This window comes from Streptomyces sp. NPDC006283 (genome assembly GCF_040613325.1).
GTDB lineage: Bacteria > Actinomycetota > Actinomycetes > Streptomycetales > Streptomycetaceae > Streptomyces.
The window spans coordinates 1-2,939 of the sequence record NZ_JBEXRZ010000392.1; the positions used below are offsets into that span (position 1 = coordinate 1).

2 protein-coding genes and 2 pseudogenes are annotated in these 2,939 nt (G+C 72.1%); 3 read left to right on the forward strand and 1 reads right to left on the reverse strand.

Annotated elements, in window-relative coordinates; all coding sequences use genetic code 11:
* Window positions 1–101, reverse strand: a pseudogene (locus ABZ070_RS36415) (beta-ketoacyl synthase N-terminal-like domain-containing protein); the annotation flags it as partial.
* A gap of 1,289 nt (window positions 102–1,390) precedes the next feature.
* On the opposite strand from ABZ070_RS36415, the gene ABZ070_RS36420 reads away from it, so the two are divergent.
* The 3 genes and pseudogenes from ABZ070_RS36420 to ABZ070_RS36430 all read left to right on the forward strand — a co-directional run.
* On the forward strand, window positions 1,391–2,470 hold the full coding sequence (locus ABZ070_RS36420) for an acyl-CoA desaturase (RefSeq protein ID WP_356640383.1): 1,080 nt from the start codon (window positions 1,391–1,393) through the stop codon (window positions 2,468–2,470).
* Between the two features lie 85 nt (window positions 2,471–2,555).
* Window positions 2,556–2,738, forward strand: a complete 183-nt coding sequence (locus ABZ070_RS36425; protein ID WP_356640385.1) for a hypothetical protein — start codon at window positions 2,556–2,558, stop codon at window positions 2,736–2,738.
* Between the two features lie 87 nt (window positions 2,739–2,825).
* Window positions 2,826–2,939, forward strand: a pseudogene (locus ABZ070_RS36430) (histidinol phosphatase); the annotation flags it as partial.

Sequence of the window (2,939 nt, forward strand, 5' to 3'; positions counted from 1 at the left end):
GGTGCTTCGGTGGCGCCGGTGACCATCACGTCGGCGCTGCCCTCGCGGATGAGGTCGACGGCGTGGCCGATGGAGTCCAGGCCCGAGGTGCAGCCTGCAGCAGCGGGGCCAGCGGTGGCCAGGCGTGCGCGGCACGGCGCAGTGCGAGCAGAGCGTCGAGCCGGGCACGCGGCCCGAAGCCGGCGCCCGGTGCCCCGGCCTGAGCCCACACCTCGGCCGCGTCGGCCACGATCGTGGGGTCGCTGACGCTGTGGATCTGCAGCACGGCGCGGAACGCGGGCGCCTCGCCCGCCGTCTCCGCCTGCTCCAGGCCTGGGAGTTCGACGCGCAAGGAGAGCCGCACACCCGCGTCGTGCCCCGCCGCGACGTCGGCGGCCCACTGGCGCCGACCGGGCAGGTGCTGGGGCTCGGGCGCGGCGAAGGCGGGGCCGCCTGCGGCGAGCGGAGCGGCGGGGGAGCGGGGCATGGAGTCCGCGACGGCGTCGAGGAACTGACGAAGCAGCCGCTCCGGTTCGGGCAGGAGCAGCGTCCCGGCCGTGTCGTCCAACGGCACGGCATGCGCGGTGGGAGGCATCGATGCCGAGAGCGCACGCAGCCGCTCGAGGTCTTCGGGCGCGAGCGGGCCCATGCGCCACGCGTCCATGTCGGTGGGGCTCAGACCGGGCAGGAGCAGCCCGCGCGCCGCCATGTGGAGCGCGAGCAGCGCGGCCGCACCCCAGAACGCCACCGATTGCGAGGCGTTGGCGGAGGCGCGGGCCCGGGTCAGGACCGGCAGCGCCTCCTGGACGGGCAGCAGCAGTGCGGGTACGGCGGTGGTGCGGACGTCGGCCGTGGCGGGGTCGGCGCGGACGGCGGAGGTGCCGGCGGTGGGGCGGACATCTGGCGTGACGACGGTGAGCGGGCGGAGAGCGTCGTCGGCGGCGAGAAGCGGGCCGGCGTCCGGTCTCCAGAAGGCGATCACGCCCGTGCGGGCGGGATCGCCCGGTACGAAAACGGCCGAGCAGGCGGCGAGGGCGGAAGGGAAGTGAGGGGGGACCGGGGAGGGGACTGCCGAGGGAGTGGCGTGCACAGCGATGGCGCATTCCTCAAACTTGACTACTGCGGACCGAGTCGCCGAGGGTACCTCACTCGGTCACCCTTCGGCGGCTTCCGCCCGGTGACGTGGCTCACTCCGTACCCCCGCCCCCACTGACGTACCGTCGAGGGTGCAGCCAGCGCCACCCCGGCGAGCGGGATTCCCCCCGCCCGGACCGGGTGGTGGCGCCATGGCCCCGAAGGGCCCCCGGTCCATACGTTTATCAGGCCGGAGAGCCGGACATTTCGCGGATCCGGCCTGACCTCGTCTTTCGCGCCTCCGGCGCAACCGTCGTCCACAGACCGGAGACCCACCATGCCCCAGGGCACCGCCGCCCTCGCCCCGCCCATCGCTCCTGCGAGAACCAAGCCGGTCAACGGCAGCGAGTTCGCACCGCTGCTGCGGACCGTCAAGGAGCAGGGACTGCTGCAGCGCCGTGTCGGCTGGTACACGCGTGGCATCATCGTGAACCTCCTCGCCCTTGCTGCCGTGATCACTGGCGTGGCACTCACCGGAGGCTCCTGGTGGGTGCTGATGCTCGCGCCGCTGCTGGCCCTGTTCTCCACCCGCGCCGCCTTCTTCGGTCACGACGCCGGGCACGCGCAGATCAGCGGCGACAGGCGCAAGAGCCGGATCATCCAGCTCGTCCACGCCAACCTGCTCCTCGGCATGAGCCAGGAGTGGTGGAACGACAAGCACAACCGGCACCACGCCAACCCGAACCACGTCGACAAGGACCCCGACGTCGCACCCGACGTCCTGGTCTTCACGGAGAAGCACACCACCGGCCGCGCCGGACTGCTCGGGTGGCTCACCCGCCACCAGGCCTGGCTGTTCTTCCCGCTGACCACCCTCGAGGGCATCGCGCTCAAGGTCTACGGCTTCCAGGCCGTCTTCACGCGGCAGCCCGCGGGCCGCCAGTCGCGCAAGGACCGGGCCGTCGAAGGAACGCTGCTGATCGCCCACCTCGCCGCCTACGCCACGCTGCTGCTGACCGCGATGCCCGTCGGGCAGGCCGTGCTGTTCGCGCTCGTGCACCAGATGGTGCTCGGCCTCCACCTGGGCATGGCCTTCGCGCCCAACCACAAGGGCATGGAGATGCCCGACGAGGAGACCGGTAAGGACTGGGGCCATCTGCGCCGCCAGGTCCTCACCTCGCGCAACATCCGCGGCGGCCTCGTCACCGACTGGTTCCTCGGCGGCCTCAACTACCAGATCGAACACCACCTCTTCCCGAGCATGCCCCGCCCCCACCTGAGGCTGGCCCAGCCGCTGGTGCGTGCACACTGCCGCTCGCTGGGCATCCCGTACACGGAGACCGGACTGGTCGAGTCGTACCGCCAGGCACTGACCCATCTGCACGAGGTCGGCGAGCCGCTGCGCAAGGCCGCATAGTGGAAACGCCGCATCGTGGAACTGCGGGACGGGCGCGCACGTTGTGACAGCAGAAGCGGCCACAGCCGCGGAGGAGGCGTCGGAAATGACGACACGAACGAAGATCGTGATCGGGGGAGTGGCCGTCGGCCTGCTCCTGATGCCGTTGCTGGGATTCTGGCTGTCGCTGCTGGTGGTGCTCGGCGTGCCGGCGGTGGCGTACCTGATGCTGGACCCGAGCCAGCGTCGCCGGCTGCGGCGCGTCTCGCGCAAGGAGATCGGCCGCTGATCGCCGCGGTTCGCGCGCCGTCGCCTGTTCGGCACGGCCGCGCCTGATGCCGGCGCGACACACCGATGACGCGCGATACCGCTGACGCGACACACCGATGATGTGAGCCGCGGGCAGCTCCAGCGGGCACGGCCCCGCGACGCGATCCTCGGCGAGGAGTTCGGCATCGAGGGCACGGGTCCCCGCCGCTGGGTCGTCGAC

Bases quoted from the DNA above. Each gene is read 5' to 3' on its own strand.
- ABZ070_RS36420 (WP_356640383.1), top strand. From the start codon at position 1,391: ATGCCCCAGGGCACCGCCGCCCTCGCCCCGCCCATCGCTCCTGCGAGA.
- ABZ070_RS36425 (WP_356640385.1), top strand. From the start codon at position 2,556: ATGACGACACGAACGAAGATCGTGATCGGGGGAGTGGCCGTCGGCCTG.